Source organism: Methylobacterium sp. 1973 (assembly GCF_040545035.1).
Classification (GTDB): domain Bacteria; phylum Pseudomonadota; class Alphaproteobacteria; order Rhizobiales; family Beijerinckiaceae; genus Methylobacterium; species Methylobacterium fujisawaense.
Genome location: NZ_JBEPLA010000001.1, coordinates 341107 through 354023 on the forward strand (window position 1 = coordinate 341107; position 12917 = coordinate 354023).

General features: G+C 74.9%; 14 protein-coding genes. 1 reads left to right on the forward strand and 13 read right to left on the reverse strand.

The features are described from left to right. Positions 1 to 149: 149 nt before the first annotated feature. The 8 genes from ABIC70_RS01685 to ABIC70_RS01720 form a co-directional block, all read right to left on the reverse strand. Entirely contained in the window at positions 150 to 1568 is a 1419-nt protein-coding gene (locus ABIC70_RS01685) for an ATP-binding protein (RefSeq protein ID WP_043349505.1), read from the reverse strand. Positions 1569 to 1584: 16 nt separating this feature from the next. After that, a complete protein-coding gene (locus ABIC70_RS01690) occupies positions 1585 to 1950 on the reverse strand; it encodes a PrpF domain-containing protein (protein WP_354438698.1) in 366 nt (121 codons plus the stop codon). Further along, a complete protein-coding gene (locus tag ABIC70_RS01695; protein WP_012321897.1) occupies positions 1947 to 2624 on the reverse strand; it encodes a response regulator transcription factor in 678 nt (225 codons plus the stop codon). The genes ABIC70_RS01690 and ABIC70_RS01695 overlap by 4 nt, the downstream gene beginning before the upstream one ends. Positions 2625 to 2659: 35 nt before the next feature. Continuing rightward, positions 2660 to 3031, reverse strand: a complete 372-nt coding sequence (locus ABIC70_RS01700) for a PepSY domain-containing protein (RefSeq protein ID WP_043354854.1) — start codon at positions 3029 to 3031, stop codon at positions 2660 to 2662. 197 nt (positions 3032 to 3228) lie between these two features. Then, on the reverse strand, positions 3229 to 3450 hold the full coding sequence (locus ABIC70_RS01705; protein ID WP_043354856.1) for a hypothetical protein: 222 nt from the start codon (positions 3448 to 3450) through the stop codon (positions 3229 to 3231). A 1-nt stretch (position 3451) separates the two neighbouring features. Next, entirely contained in the window at positions 3452 to 3811 is a 360-nt protein-coding gene (locus tag ABIC70_RS01710; RefSeq protein WP_354438699.1) for a hypothetical protein, read from the reverse strand. Positions 3812 to 3851: 40 nt separating this feature from the next. Beyond that, positions 3852 to 4373 carry a hypothetical protein gene (locus ABIC70_RS01715; RefSeq protein WP_182591279.1) on the reverse strand — a complete coding sequence of 174 codons (522 nt, stop codon included), beginning with the start codon at positions 4371 to 4373 and terminating at the stop codon, positions 3852 to 3854. A gap of 66 nt (positions 4374 to 4439) precedes the next feature. Beyond that, positions 4440 to 4949 carry a phage tail tip lysozyme gene (locus ABIC70_RS01720; protein ID WP_179697622.1) on the reverse strand — a complete coding sequence of 170 codons (510 nt, stop codon included), beginning with the start codon at positions 4947 to 4949 and terminating at the stop codon, positions 4440 to 4442. Positions 4950 to 5062: 113 nt separating this feature from the next. Between ABIC70_RS01720 and ABIC70_RS01725 the strand changes: the two genes are divergently transcribed. Beyond that, the gene (locus ABIC70_RS01725) at positions 5063 to 5596 is read left to right on the forward strand and encodes a GDSL-type esterase/lipase family protein (protein ID WP_043356586.1); all 534 of its coding nucleotides are present in this window, start codon (positions 5063 to 5065) and stop codon (positions 5594 to 5596) included. Between the two features lie 39 nt (positions 5597 to 5635). On the opposite strand, the gene ABIC70_RS01730 is transcribed toward ABIC70_RS01725, so the two are convergent. Genes ABIC70_RS01730 through ABIC70_RS01750 form a run of 5 tightly spaced genes read right to left on the reverse strand, consistent with a single transcriptional unit; the run spans position 5636 to position 12910 of the window. Then, on the reverse strand, positions 5636 to 6892 hold the full coding sequence (locus tag ABIC70_RS01730) for a DUF2793 domain-containing protein (protein WP_354438701.1): 1257 nt from the start codon (positions 6890 to 6892) through the stop codon (positions 5636 to 5638). Between the two features lie 18 nt (positions 6893 to 6910). Then, a complete protein-coding gene (locus ABIC70_RS01735) occupies positions 6911 to 10819 on the reverse strand; it encodes a baseplate multidomain protein megatron (RefSeq protein ID WP_354438703.1) in 3909 nt (1302 codons plus the stop codon). After that, positions 10807 to 11382: an NlpC/P60 family protein gene (locus ABIC70_RS01740; protein ID WP_354438705.1), complete on the reverse strand. Its 576-nt coding sequence runs from the start codon at positions 11380 to 11382 to the stop codon at positions 10807 to 10809. Before ABIC70_RS01740 ends, ABIC70_RS01735 begins: the two co-directional genes overlap by 13 nt. Next, positions 11379 to 12254 (reverse strand): phage/gene transfer agent baseplate hub protein, encoded by an 876-nt coding sequence (locus ABIC70_RS01745; RefSeq protein WP_354438707.1) that lies wholly within the window; start codon positions 12252 to 12254, stop codon positions 11379 to 11381. Before ABIC70_RS01745 ends, ABIC70_RS01740 begins: the two co-directional genes overlap by 4 nt. 14 nt (positions 12255 to 12268) lie before the next feature. Then, complete coding sequence (locus tag ABIC70_RS01750) at positions 12269 to 12910, reverse strand: phage distal tail protein, Rcc01695 family (protein WP_354438708.1); 642 nt, start codon at positions 12908 to 12910, stop codon at positions 12269 to 12271. Positions 12911 to 12917 lie beyond the last annotated feature (7 nt).

Below are 12917 nucleotides of genomic sequence, written 5' to 3' on the forward strand. Positions count from 1 at the left end.
CACGCCCTGTGGAGCCGGCAGCGTGATGCCACGACGCCTCCCGACGGCGGCACGGTGTCACGCAACTCTCCCACGATGACAAGGGCCTGGGCTGGGCCATGAGGCCGCGTCGGCCTCACACCGCCCCCTCGCGGAACTCGCGGACGGCCTCAGTGGGTCGCGGTGCCGACGGGCAGGTCGCCCGGCACCTCCAGCACCGCCCGCAGGCCGCCGAGCGCTCCCTCCTCCAGGGTGAACCGCCCCCGGTACAGGGCGGCGAGGTCGGCCACGATCGACAGGCCGAGGCCGGATCCGGGCTTCGATTCGTCGAGGCGCCGCCCCCGGCCGAGCACGGCCTGGCGGGCCTCCGGCGGCAGGCCGGGGCCGTCATCCTCGATGGCGACGACGAGGTGGGGATAATCGTCCTTGTCGACCGCCTCGGCCCGGATCGCCACCCGGCCGTGGGCCCATTTCGACGCGTTGTCGACGAGGTTGCCGACCATCTCCTCGAAGTCCTGGCGCTCGCCGCGGAAGCGCAGGCCGGGAGGCACGTGGACGTCGTAGGCGATATCCTTGTCCCGGTAGATCTTCCCGAAGGTGCGCACGAGGCCGGCCAGCGCCGGCTCCACCTCGGTCGAGGTGCCGAGCGTGCCGGCGAGCGCCGCGGCCCGCGCCCGGTCCAGATGGTAATTGACCTGATCGCGCATCACCGCAGCCTGCTCGCGGATCTTGTGCGTCAGCTCCTCGGGGGCATCGGAGGCGCCGACCTCGTTGACGATGATCGAGAGCGGCGTCTTCAAGGCGTGGGCGAGGTTGCCGACCTGGGTGCGGGCGCGCTCCAGGATCTCCCGGTTGGTCTCGATCAGGAGGTTCACCTCGCCGGTGAGCGGCGCGATGTCGCGGGGATAGGTGCCGGTGATGCGGTCGGCCTCGCCCCGGCGCACGGCGCCCAGCGCCGCACGCATCTTCTTGAGCGGCGCGAGGCCGAACCGGATCTGCAGCAGGGTTGTGATCGCCAGCGACAGGCCCAGCAGGCCGAAGGTGATGGTCAGCGAATTGCGGAACCGGTCGACGTCGTTGACGATCTCGTCGGCGGGACCCGCGACCCGGACCGTGTAGCGGCCCTCCTCGCCGAGATCGACGTCGCGCTCCATGATGCGCAGGAGGCGCCCGTCCTGCCCCTTGCCGTAGCCCTGGCGGATCTGGCCGACGCCGGCCTTGCCGTCCGAATCGGTGGCCGCCGGCAGCGGCACGCCGACCAGCGAGCGGGAGGTGCGCACGTCCCGCGGCTTCGCGTCAGGCTTGCCGACCTGCCAGTACCAGCCGGACAGGGGCAGGTCGAAGCGCGGATCGCCCAGCGAGAAGGTCCGGCTCTCGGGATCGTTGGGCGAGACGAGATCGGTGGCGAGGTTGTTGGCGAAGACGAGGAGCCGGCTGTCGAAGGAGCGCTCGGTGTTCTCGCGATAGAGGGTCGTAAGGATCCAGGCCGCGATCAGCAGGATCGCGGAGCTCGACAGGAACGCCGACACGGCGAGCCGCACCGCGATGGAGCGGCGGCGCAGGGAGAAGAGGCCGATGAGGTCGATCATGGGATGCGTCGGTCGCTCAGACGGGCGGCGGCGCATCGTCGAACACGGTGCCCCGCATCAGCGGGCGCGCCGTGCGGACGAACGCGCCGCGCGCGACCCGCCAGCCGTCGCCGACCACGACCTGCAACAAGGTGTCGTCGATGTCGGCATCCGGCCGCGCGGAGCGCTCCACCACACAGGTCTTCGACACCGACGAGACGCCCCCGCCCAGGCCGTTGGGCTGCCGCCCGAACGGGTCGGGACTGTCCATGGTGGAGAGGAAGACCGGCTCCCGGGCGGCGAGATCTCCCGGCACGTCCCGGCGGTGCAGCATCAGCGCCTTGCTGGTGCCGCCGCGCATGAAGACGGCCGGCAGCGTGCCGGAACGTGCGGCAGCGCTCACATCCGCGCCGGCGGCTGGTTGGGATCCACGAGATAGCCGAGGCCGCGCACGGTCTGGATCAGGTCCACCGCGAGCTTCTTGCGCAGGCGGCCCACGAACACCTCGATCGTGTTCGAGTCACGGTCGAAATCCTGATCGTAGAGGTGCTCGGTGAGTTCGGCCCGGGACACGACCCGGCCGGTATGGTGCATCAGGTAGGAGAGCAGCCGGTACTCGTGGCTCGTCAGCTTCACCTGGGCGCCGTCGACGAAGACCTTGCCGGAGCGTGTGTCGAGGGTGACCGGCCCACAGGCGATCTGGCTGGTGGCGTGTCCGGCGGCGCGGCGCAGCAGCGCCCGGACGCGGGCCATCAGCTCCTCCATGTGGAAGGGCTTGGTGACGTAGTCGTCGGCACCGGCATCGAAACCGTCGACCTTGTCGGACCAGCGGTCCCGGGCGGTGAGGATGATCACCGGCGTCTTCACGCCGGCCCGGCGCCACTTCTGGAGCACCGTGACGCCGTCGGCCTTGGGCAGGCCCATGTCGAGGATGATGGCGTCGTAGGGCTCGCTCTCGCCGAGATAGCCGCCCTCCTCGCCGTCATAGGCCTTGTCGGCCACGTAGCCGGCCTCCTCCAGCGCGGCCACGACCTGCCGGTTGATGTCCTTGTCATCCTCGACGACGAGCAGTCGCACGGCTTACTCCCCTCCGACACGGTTGCGGCGCCCGCTCAATACTGTCCCGCCACGGTGCCGGTGCGCGCATCCACGATCACGTGCACGAAATGCCCGTCCCGGCGCAAGGCGGTGAGCATATAGACGAGGCCGCCCTCGTGACGGCAGAGGCTCGCCCGCTGGATCTCGGCCCGGGGGATCACCGTGCGGGCCGCGCGGATCGCCGCCACGGGCGGGATCACCCGCCGCTCGCCGACCTCCTCGCGCAGGTCGGCGGGGGACAGGCAGCTCTCGATGCGCAGCGGCGCCTGGCTGGATACGGCGCCCGTCTGGGGGGCCGGCCCGTCATCCGCCATGGAGCCGAACCCGCCCGCGGCGAGGGCCGCGGCGGTCAGGCTGATGGCGACGAGGGCGATGGCGTAGCGCATTGGCGAACGATGTGCGCCCAGGGCACTGAATGCGTCCTGAATACGTAGCCGTGCGTCAACCCCGGCGGTTGTCGGCGTCGGTCCGGACATTCCCTTCGCGGTTGATCTGGCGGCGGACGGCATCGTGCCGACATGACGGCCGAGGCGGCGCCCGGTTCCACGCCGCGGGCCGCTTCGCACAGGCGCGTCGACCGCTGTCATGGCGACGGAGCCGGGGCGGGCCCGCAGGCCAGGGCGGCGCGGGCCGGCGGGTTGACCCCGCCGGGTCCCGCCGGCGCGGCCAGCGCGCCGCCGCCGGACCCGAGCGTCCAGGCGCGCCGGCCGACCGCACCGCCCTCGTGGACGGCGACCGTCACCGCCGCGGTGGCGGCCAGGGCGAGCCAGGCCCGGTCGAGAACCCTGTCCCAGCGCAGACGCATCTCACGCTCCCGTCAGCAGCTTCCAGAGGGCCCGCAGGGCCGGGACATGCGCGGCGAGCCACGCGACCTGATCGGAGAACCAGTGCGCGGCCGCCGCCGCGGCGACGAAGGCGAACACCATCGCGTGCTTCAGCCGCCGCAGGTAGCGGCGCAGCGCCCGGCGCTCGACATGCGCGTCGACCAGCTCGTCGAGGGCGGCGAGCCGCGGCTCGGTCTGACGCGCAAACCACGCGTGCCAGAAGGGCGGGAAGCGGATCGTCCGGGGCCGGCCGCCCAGCGCGACGCCGGGACCGGCCCCGTCCTCGGGGGGCTCGACTGCCCATCCCGAGGCCCTGCGGGTCGTGGTGCGGGCGGTATTCATGGCGTCGATCCCTGTTCCACGGGCTCCCGGGGCGCCGGCCTCAGCCGCGGCGCTTGTCCGGCTCGCGCAGTTGGGTCAGCGCCGGGGCGAGGACGTTGGCTGCGCTCGCCTGCGGATCGAGGGGCAGCGCCCGGAAGATCCGCGCGGCGACGCCCTCGGGCCCGCCCGCCTTCCGGACGACGTGCGCGGGGGCGGTCGCGAGCACGTGACGGGCGCCGGCGGCCACCACTGCGGCGCCGACATCGACGCCGACGGTCCGGCCCCGGGCGGCCCCGGCCACGGCATTCTGCCCGAACTCGGCCCCGGCGCGGATCGCGGCCTCGATCCGATCGCGGGTGAGCACCGAGGCGGCCCAGGGCGCGACCCGGGCAATGCCGGCGGTGACGGCGGCGGCGGCGAGGGGCACGAGGGCGGCGGTCACCGGCTGGAGCAGGCCGACCAGCCAGTCGCCCCACGGGATCGCCAGGTTGGTGGCGGAACGGGCGGCGGCCGGCTCGGCGAGCGCGGCAAGCGACAGGCTCGTGCAGGCGAGGGCGAGGCCCGCCCGGATATGGTGCATCATCGTCGATCTCCGTGGCTATGCGCGCGGCGGACCCGGCCGGCTCGGGATCGGGTGCGACGGGGCCGGTCAGGCCCGTCCGGGCCGCCGGGCCGGTGCCGGAGCGGCGGGACCGTCGCGAAGGGCGGCGAGCGCCCGGCGGGCCCAGGCGAGGCGGCGCGCGGGGGCGACGACGCCCGGTCGCTCGTAGCGCCGCCAGACCGTCTCGGTGGCGGCCGCGAGGGTCGTCGTGGTTCTCAGGGCGGCGAGGGCCGGCGCCTCGGTGGTGCGCAGCTCGGCGCAGAGATAGCCGTAGCCCGCTTCGGGATCGGCGGGATCAAGGCCGCGCGCCCGGCACCAGGCCTCCAGGGCAACGCGCCGGGGGCCGGTCCACTGGGCGAGCCCCCATCCGCCGCGGGAGCCGGGCACCGCGGGGGCGATCTCCTGGAGGTGGCGGAACCCGCCGGTCTCGTAGCCGAGATTGCCCAGGAGCCCGGCGGCCTGGACGTCACTCAGGCCGAGATCGCGCATCAGCCGCGGCCCGAGGCGGCGGCATGAGGCGGCGAAGGAATCCCGCGCATTCGGGAGGGGGCTCGACATGGGCGTGCTCCGGACGGTGGCGTGCCCGACCCCGCCGGGCTAAGGCGGCGCCGCCCGATCCCGGGCGCGGCGCCGATGGGGGACGTGTGGGACGCGGACAGGACCGGCCGCTCGTGTTCATCGGCGATTCGATCACCGCCGCCTGGGGCGTCGTGCGGGCCGAGACCTTCGCGCGACACGGCTTCGTGGCCCGGGGGGTGCCGGGCGAGACGAGCGCGCAGATCCGGGCGCGCTTCCTCCGGGACACCGCGGATGCGCGCGGCGTCCATCTGCTCTGCGGGATCAACGACATCGCGGAGATCGGCGGCCCGGTCCCGGACCGGGCGATCGCCCAGAACATCATCGCCATGGGGCGGATGGCCTTCGCGGCCGGTCTGCCGCTCACCATCGGCACCGTGATGCCGAGCGACTTCTGGGGCTGGCGCCCCGAGTTGCGCCCGGTGGCGCGGATCCGCACCCTGAACGGATGGCTGCGCGGCTATTGCGCGGCGGGCCCCGCCCGCCTCGTCGATTACGGGCCGGCGCTCGCCACGGCGGAGGGGGCGCTCCGGCGGGATCTCACCGACGACGGCATCCACCTCAACGGGGCGGGGTACGCGGCCGTGGAGCCGGTCATGCTGCGGGCCCTCGGCGCAGTCCCGGACTGACAGCGGACGCGGCCGCGACGGACCCGCAGGGTCAGGCGCTCACGCACCCAGCGCGAGCCAGTAGGTCGGCACCGCCCCGGCGCCCGCCACCGAACCGGCCGTCGCGCGACGGGTGCGGAGCGTGAACCCGGCGACCGCCACGTCGCTGACCTGCGCGACGTAGAGCGCGGCGCCGGCCCCGGCGACCGGCTGCGCCCAGACCCCGAGGCAGCTCCCCGGGAAGGCGGTGCCGAACGCCACCGCGACGTCCGCGTCGGCGGCGGTGACGAGCCCCCATTGCACGATCAGGCCGCCCGGGAGCCGGACCGACCCAGTCGCGCCGAGCACCTGCGCGCCGGTGGCGAGCGGCGTCCCGTCGGCGCGCTGGTAGTGGTGCACGCGCCAGCGGCCCGCCGCGTCCGAGGCGGCGATGCAGGTGTCGTCGGGGGCCGTGACGAGATCGGCCCGGGTCGGCAGCGCCAGCGCCTCGGGATCGTGGACCAGGGTCGCGGCCCCCGAGAAGCGCACGAAACGCTCCCGGTCGGCCGCGGCGCCGAAGCTCGCGATCCGTGCCGCGCCGGTGACGAGCACCCGCCGCGTGCCCGCACCGCCGAGGTCGGTGATGGGGGCGGCCGCGAGCGCCGTCTCGGCCGAGGCGAAGTCGATCCCGCCGGTCCGGGCCGAAGCGGTGAGCGCCGTGGCGAAGGCGGCCCCGTCGGGCGAGACCTTCAGGCTGAAGTCGTCGCTCCCGAGGGTGCCCAGCATCGCCCGCGCCGCGTAGCCGGTCTCGAAGACCAGAGCGGCGTCGCGGGCGGCGGCCTTGCGGTTGACGAACACCCGCATGTCGCCGCTGCCCGGCGTGGCGTCGTCCCAGGTCAGGAGCGCGGCATCGGCCTTGACGGCGAGGCGGTTGGTGGCGTCCGCCCCCGTGTTGATCCCGAGGCGGCTGACGCTCTGGATCGCCGTCAGCGTCCGGCTCAAGCTCGTCCAGGCCACGCCGTCGAAGACGTAGAGGTCGGCCTCGTCGATCAGCCAGGCGAGCCAGCCGGCCCGCGGCACCGCGCCGGTCCAGACCCCGTCGCCGTAGCGCACCACCTGTCCGGCGAGCCCCGCCCAGGCGCCCCCGGGCTCGGCGGCGACCACGAGGTAGCGGTCGCCCTCCGCGGGGCTCGGCGGCGGCGCGGTGAGGTCCTTGTCCAGGCAGGCCAGCTGGACGAGGGCGTCGAGAAGGCCGAGCGCCTCGTTGTGGGTGACGTGCTTCTGCGCCTGGCTGGCGGCGATCAGCGGCAGGCCGAGATGGGGCGTGGCGTCGGACATGGGGCAACTCCCGGGCGGTCAGGCCGTGCGGACGGGGATGCGGGCGCGACAGGCGGGGCCGGGGCCGGCGACCTGCCCGATCTGCGCCACGGCGACGTCGAGATGCGCCTGGGCCCCGCCGAAATCGGCCGCCTCGTCCGCGTAGAGACAGTGCTGGGCCTCGGCCCGGAGCGTGCGCAGGGCCGTGCCGGCGGCCGAGAACAGCGTCACCGCGTAGGCCTCCGGCTCGTCGAGCGGGATCTCGGCCGGCTCCCAGGCGTCGCCGTCGCGGCGGGCCCGGCGGATCCAGGAGAGCCGCACGCCATCCGCGCCGCGCCGCGCCCGCAGGTGGACCGGCCGCAGCGGCGTGAGCGCCGCGAGGCCGGCCGTGGCGGTGATCTCGGTGAAGGCCGGATCGGCCGGATCGCTGTCCGCAGGCCCGATCCGGTAGCGGAAGGCGCGGCCGACCTCGTCCAGCCGGTCGATCAGGGGCGTCACGGCGCCGTCGTCGAGGCGCACGATCAGGCTCCCCGCCGGGCTGACGCGCCCCGCCGCCGCCTCGCTTCCGGCGAGCCCGCGCAGGAAGCCGGACAGCCGGTAGGTGTCGGGCCCGGTCAGCAGCGCGTTCGCCGCGCAGAGCAGCTCCACGGCGCCATCCGCGCCGAGCAGGGCGAACAGGTTGCCCCCGGCGCGCATCGCGCCCTCCCCGATCGACGCGAGGGCCGCGCCGCGCCGCAGGGCGACGTCGAGATGCACATCCCGCTGGATCCGCCAGAGCGGGCCGGCCGGCAGCGCCGACAGGGTGCGCCCGAGGCAGGCCGGGTAGTCGACGACGCGGTGCAGGGCGAGCGGTCCGTCGCCCGCCGCGCGCCAGATCGCGACCGCGCCGGGCCAGGGTTCGGCCGCCACCGCGGCGTATTGCAGGACGGTCGGGCTGCCGCGGTCGATCGGCAGGTCGAGGGCCAGGGCGAGCGGCGGTCCCGGGAAGGCGGGCGGCGCCACCGCCGCCTGGGCCATCTGGCGAGGCAGCCCGCGCCCGGGTCCCGCCCGGGGCGGCACGCCGCTCGTCTCGATCCGGCGGCCCGTGGGCGCGTCGTCGATCCGGTCGATCCGGCGCAGGACCGTGCCGCCCGGCACCGCGCAGGGCACCGCCAGGAGGTCTCCGGGCTCCAGCTCGACCCGGCGCGGGCTCACGGTGAACACCGCGCTGTCGCGGGCCGCGATCAGCCGGTCGAGCAGCGCCTCGGCGAGCCCGTCGCCGGTCTCGCGGCGGGTGACGATCGCCGACTCGATCCGGGTCTCGCGCCGACGCAGGCCGGCGGGCCGCACGGCCGCCGCCGTGGCGCGTCGGTAATCCGGGCTCTCGGATTCGGTGATCCCGAGTTCCACGGAGCGCGGCAGGGCGCTCTCCTCGGCCCGGACCTGGTGCAGGACCGGCCGGTCCTCCGACAGCCGGACGAGGTCGGCCTCGGCCAGGGCCACGGGCCGGTCGCGGCGGGGACCGCGCAGGCGCAGGGTCCCGGCCACCGCCGAGACGTCGAGGCCGTAGACCTGCGCCAAAGTCTCCAGAGCGCCGCGTGCCGTGAGCGGCCGGTCGATCACATAGCCGTCGAGATAGGCGGCGGCCTCCACGGAGACCGGCGCGTCGAAGCCGAAATCCGCGAGGATCCTCAGGACTAGCAGGTCGAGGTCGCAGCCTTCGATCCGGCCGGTGATCCAGTGGCCCACCCGCCAGTTGGCGTTGTCGGCCCAGACGCCCCGCACCGTCGGGAAGGCCGGGAAGGGCCGCGCGTCCCAGGCCCAGACGAAGATCCCGTCGGGATCGACCATGCGGCCGCCATAGACCGGCGAGACCGGGTTGTCGGCCTCCCGGAAGCCCGGCACGGCCGGGTCGAACCGGGCGATCACGGCTTCCAGACCGCGGAGCTGGATCAGCTCGTCCCGCAGGGCCCGGGATTCCGGCGGGAAAGCGCTCTCGGAGGATTTCGGGTCCGGGAAGACGTTGGGGCCGTTGGTGCCCTTGTCCACCGCCGGCACGCCGATCTCGGTGAGCCAGATCGGCTTGCCGGCCGGCACCCAGGCGGTGCTGCGGGTCTCGACGCCGCCGTCGCGCTCCATGTGCGGGCTCGACCACCACGCGACGAGATCCTTGGCCCGGTAGAGCCACGGCTTGCCGGCGGCGCCGTCGGTGATCGGCCGGCGCGCCTGGGCGGCCCGGTCGTCCGCGTCGGCGTAGTACCAGTCGAAGGCCTCGCCGGACGCGCCGCGCGCCTTGAGATAGGCCCGGTCGGCGATGTCGCCCGTCACCGCGAGGTCGGCGTGGTCCGGGTCGTCGCGCCAGTCGGAGACGGGCGGGTACCAGTCGATCCCCACGGCGCCGATGTTCGGATCGGCGAAGAGCGCGTCCAGGGGGAAGCGCACCGTGGCGCCGCCGTCGCGGACATGGGCGCCGTATTCGGTCCAGTCGGCGCCGTAGACCAGGGTGACCGCCGGGCCGAGGCGTTCGCGGAGCGCGGCGGCGAGGTCGCGCAGGGCGTCCACGGCCGGGTAGCCGGCGGCGCCGCGCACGCGGGTGAGGCCGACGAGTTCGCTGCCGATCACGAAGGCCGCGAGCGGCACCCCGGAGGCCGCCCAGCCGGCCGCGAGGCCGGCGTAGTGGAGCAGAGCGGCACGGTACCCACCCGCGAAGAAGGCCGCGACCTGCGCGTCGGCCGCGGCGGTCCCGTCCGGACTTCCCGGGCAGCCCGGGGCCGGATCGCAGGTGATGCGGCCGCGCCAGGGATAGGCGGGCTGCGCGGCGCCGGGGACGTGCGGGTCGGGCAGCGCATTGCCGGCCGGCACGTCCATCATGACGAACGGATAGAGCGACACCGCGAGCCCCCGGCGCGCCAGCTCGACCACCAGCCGGGTCAGGCCCGCATCCGCGGGGGTGCCGCCATAGGCCGGGCTGCCGTCCGGCAGGGTCGAGACCCTCTCGGCCCGGTCGCGGGTGATCCCGGCGACGCGCCAATCCTCCGGCAGGGCGCGCTTGTGGGCGGCCTCGACCTTCGGCACGACCCGGCAGGATCCCGCCCGCAGGTCGGTGCCGAACCACGTCGCCACCACGGCGACCCGGCGCAGGTTCGGGCAGAGCGCCTGGAGGGCGTCGAGGGAGGCGACGACGTCGGTGCCGCGCTGGAGCTGGTGCCGGTTGGCGGCCTCGGTCCGGCCGAGCCCGAGATCGACGGTGACCCGGTCCGGATCGAGGCCGAACTCGCTGGCGCCGGGGATCAGGTCGACGGCCCGCACCCGGCCGAACAGGCCGTTGACCGGGCGGATCACCTCGAAGGCGAATTGCGGGACGCGGTTGCCGAAGGCGGCGAGCGGCAGGTTCTCGAACACCACATAGGCGAGGCCGCGATAGGCCGGCGCGGTCTCAGCCCCCTCCTTGGCGACGATGAGCGGGTCGGGCTCCTGGCCGGGGCCGCCGGTATGGACCCGAAGGTTCAGGCCGACCTGGTCGATCTCCTTGCCGTCCGCCCAGATCCGGCGGACGAAGGCGATCTCGCCCTCGCACAGACCGACCGCGAGGTTGGCAAAGTAGGTGTAGCGGGTCGTGACGGTCCTTTGGCCGCCCGTCAGGCCGCCCATGGCCTTGGCGGGCGCGACGGCGCGCTGCACCGCGGTGTTGGCGACCTCCAGCGGACGGGTCGCCCAGATCAGGGTGCCGCCGATCCGCGCCCGGCCGTAGACCCGCGGGATCGGATCGCCCTCGGTGGAGGTGAGCCCGGCCACGTCGGCGAGCCGCGGCCCTTCGACGAAGCGCGTAGACCGCCCGGACCCCGACAGGGCGCCGCCCAGCGCCGCGCCCGCGACCGAGCCGAGCGCCCGGCCGACCATGCCGCCGATCGGACCGCCGAGGGCGGTGCCCACCGCCGCGCCGGCCGAGGACAGGATCAGCGTCGCCATGACGGGGCTCCGAGATCGACCTGTTCGCCATCGACACGGCGGTCTCGATGCGCACCGCGGCCGGGCCGCAGGTCGGACTCGGCGACGCCGCGGCGGCCCGACGGGACGTCCGGAAACCGGAACACCCCCGTCACGTGCCGACGCCACCAGCCGGTGAGCGCCACCTCGGCGACCACCGCGCCGTCGTGGGCATGGATCATGGCGCCGTCGCCGGTGGCGATGGCGCAGTGGCGCGCCGGCAGGTGGCGGCGGAAGGCGAAGAGCAGGACGTCGCCCGCCCGCGGCGCCAGATCCGCCAGGGGTCCCGGCACCGGCACGAGGTGGCGGGCGGCCGCTTCGGTGAGGGGGTCGGTCCCGGGCGCGGCCGATTCCGCCCAGGTTCCCGAATAGGGGGGCGGCCCCTCCGGCTCGTCCCCGTAGAGCCCGCGCCAGACCCCGCGCAGCAAGCCCAGGCAGTCGCACCCTACGCCCCGGAGCGAGGCCTGATGCCGGTAGGGCGTGCCCAGCCACAGGCGCGCCTCGCCGAGCGCCGCAACACCGATATCCCGCCGCATCGCGCTCATCGGAACAGGCTCCCGCCGTCGAGGACGTGGTCGGAGCCCGGCACCGCGCGCATCACCGCGTCGTTGCCGGGCATGTGCGGGAAGCCCTGGAAATTGACCGCATTGGCGAAGCGGTCGCGGCACGTGGCGAGGCGCTTGTCGCACCCGGCCGTGAGGCTGAAACCGTCGCCGACGGCGACCGGCCGGGGCGGCACGGTCCAGAGCTCGATCAGGGACCCGAGCTGGAGGCGCAGATCCGCCGCGAGCCCGGCATTGGCCCCCGCAATCCAGGTGAGCCGCCCGCCGGTGAACAGGCCGTCCGCGAAGGCGCCGACGAGCGTCGCCGCGAGCGTGGCCGGCTCCGGCACGCCGGTCACCCGGCCGGTGGTCGTCCACGCGGCGCGGTCCACCCGGCAGCGCGCATCACCGAGATCGGCACCGCAGGTCGCCCGATAGATGCGGCCCCGCTCGGCACCGAGCCGGTGGGCGAGGCCGCGCAGCTCCGCCACGAAGGCGTCCCCGTCGCGGCGCACCTCGCCGATGGTGGCGACGTCGATGAGAAGCCGCGTCTCGGGGTTGGTCCAGTCCACCAGCCAGGTCTCCACCGCGGCGCCGTCGTAGAGGCCGCCGGCGATGTCCGCCTCGGTGAGGCCGAGGCTGCTGAGCGCCCCGGCCACGTCGCCGCCCGAGACCGCGAAGCCGAGTTCGGCGCTGGCCTCGGCCGCCTCCAGCCCGGTGCGGGCGGCGTGGACGAGGCCCGCGACGGTCAGGTCGCGGTCGTGGTCGGTGAAGCCGAGGGCGAGCCCGTCGCGCCGCCGGAGGGACCAGCAGCGGCACAGGGTGGTCACGCCGCCCGCGAGATGGGCCGCGAAGGCCTCCGGGATGTCGCGCATGGCCTCACGCCTCCTCAGGGCACGATCTCGACGAGCGGCACCTTCGGGATCTCCCCGGCCGTGAAGGCGGCGAGGTCGATGGTCAGCGCGTCGGTGTCGAAGCGGACCGGAACGTCGAAGGCGAAGCCCGCCGTCACCGCGGCGCCCGGGGGCGGGACTTGGCCGGAGGCGAAGGTGACGAGACCGGTGGTCGGATCGCAGGCGAAGGCGCCGGGCTCGATCTCCCGGCCCGAAACCGCCACCCGGACGCTGCCCGCCACCGGCTTGGCGATCCGGCGGCGATAGGGCGCGAGACCGGCGCCGTAGGTCTTCACCAGGGGGAAGGCGGTCGCGGTGCCGTCACCCGTGCCGAGAGGCTGGTCGAGGGGCCCGATCGGCCGGCCGGGCGGCCCGGAGCGGCCGTCGAACCGGTCGCGGAACCGGAAGCCGTAGAGCCGCCCGCGCCGCTCCTCGAAGAAGGCGAGCACGGCATGCAGCGCGTCGAGGCCGCGCATGCCGAACCCGGCATCGTAGCGGCGGCGGGAATCGGCCCAGCGGCCGTTCCGGTGCTCCCGGCCCGAGGCCAGGGTCACGATCTCGGTGAGCCGCTGCGGGCCGCCGCTCGCGCGCAGGGACACGTCGAGGGGGAACAGCACCTCGTGGAAGTCGTCGGCCATGGCGAAC

Bases quoted from the DNA above. Each gene is read 5' to 3' on its own strand.
- ABIC70_RS01745 (WP_354438707.1), bottom strand. From the start codon at position 12,254: ATGCGCGACATCCCGGAGGCCTTCGCGGCCCATCTCGCGGGCGGCGTG.
- ABIC70_RS01700 (WP_043354854.1), bottom strand. From the start codon at position 3,031: ATGCGCTACGCCATCGCCCTCGTCGCCATCAGCCTGACCGCCGCGGCC.
- ABIC70_RS01710 (WP_354438699.1), bottom strand. From the start codon at position 3,811: ATGAATACCGCCCGCACCACGACCCGCAGGGCCTCGGGATGGGCAGTC.
- ABIC70_RS01705 (WP_043354856.1), bottom strand. From the start codon at position 3,450: ATGCGTCTGCGCTGGGACAGGGTTCTCGACCGGGCCTGGCTCGCCCTG.
- ABIC70_RS01740 (WP_354438705.1), bottom strand. From the start codon at position 11,382: ATGAGCGCGATGCGGCGGGATATCGGTGTTGCGGCGCTCGGCGAGGCG.
- ABIC70_RS01730 (WP_354438701.1), bottom strand. From the start codon at position 6,892: ATGTCCGACGCCACGCCCCATCTCGGCCTGCCGCTGATCGCCGCCAGC.
- ABIC70_RS01685 (WP_043349505.1), bottom strand. From the start codon at position 1,568: ATGATCGACCTCATCGGCCTCTTCTCCCTGCGCCGCCGCTCCATCGCG.
- ABIC70_RS01735 (WP_354438703.1), bottom strand. From the start codon at position 10,819: ATGGCGACGCTGATCCTGTCCTCGGCCGGCGCGGCGGTGGGCACCGCC.
- ABIC70_RS01750 (WP_354438708.1), bottom strand. From the start codon at position 12,910: ATGGCCGACGACTTCCACGAGGTGCTGTTCCCCCTCGACGTGTCCCTG.
- ABIC70_RS01720 (WP_179697622.1), bottom strand. From the start codon at position 4,949: ATGTCGAGCCCCCTCCCGAATGCGCGGGATTCCTTCGCCGCCTCATGC.
- ABIC70_RS01715 (WP_182591279.1), bottom strand. From the start codon at position 4,373: ATGATGCACCATATCCGGGCGGGCCTCGCCCTCGCCTGCACGAGCCTG.